The organism is Herbaspirillum sp. GCM10030257, from assembly GCF_042666555.1.
GTDB lineage: Bacteria > Pseudomonadota > Gammaproteobacteria > Burkholderiales > Burkholderiaceae_D > Noviherbaspirillum.
The window spans coordinates 1-596 of sequence record NZ_JBHTDH010000136.1 but is presented as its reverse complement, the minus strand read 5'-3'; the positions used below and the strand labels follow the sequence as shown (position 1 = coordinate 596).

Annotated in this window: 1 protein-coding gene; it reads right to left on the bottom strand. The window is 62.4% G+C overall.

Annotated features, from left to right (window positions below):
- On the bottom strand, positions 1–596 hold a 596-nt coding region (locus tag ACFQUU_RS29430), incomplete at both ends, for an AMP-binding protein (protein WP_382252194.1).

Genomic DNA, 596 nt, shown 5'->3' with positions numbered 1-596 from the left:
CGATCACTGCAATTTCTTTCACCCCGCGATACTGCGCCAGCTTCGCCTCGATCTCACCCAGTTCGATGCGCATGCCGCGCAACTTCACCTGGTGATCGTTGCGTCCAAGGAATTCCAGGTTGCCATCAGCACGATAGCGCGCCAGGTCCCCGGTCCGGTACATCCGCGCACCCGGTTCATTGCTGAACGGGTCGGCAACGAAGCGCTCTGCTGTCAGCTCGTTGCGATTCAGGTAGCCGCGTGCAACACCGGCGCCACCTATGTAGATCTCACCCGCCACGCCCACCGGCACCGGCTGGCCGTAGCCATCGAGCACATAGATGCGGGTATTGGCAATCGGCCGCCCGATCGGTACCGAACCATCCAGTTGTGCATCCGGTGCAATGTCGTACACCACGCACCCGACCACGGTTTCGGTCGGACCGTATTCATTAATCAGCCGCACTCCGGGCTGGATCTGTTGCCACATCGCCACCGTCGATGACGATAACGCTTCGCCGCCGATCACGAACACACCCACCGCGCTCCTGACCCGGTCGGCCAGCAGGCGCTGCCCGAGCACATCGAGGTGCGCTGGCGTGATCTTGACCAGGCCG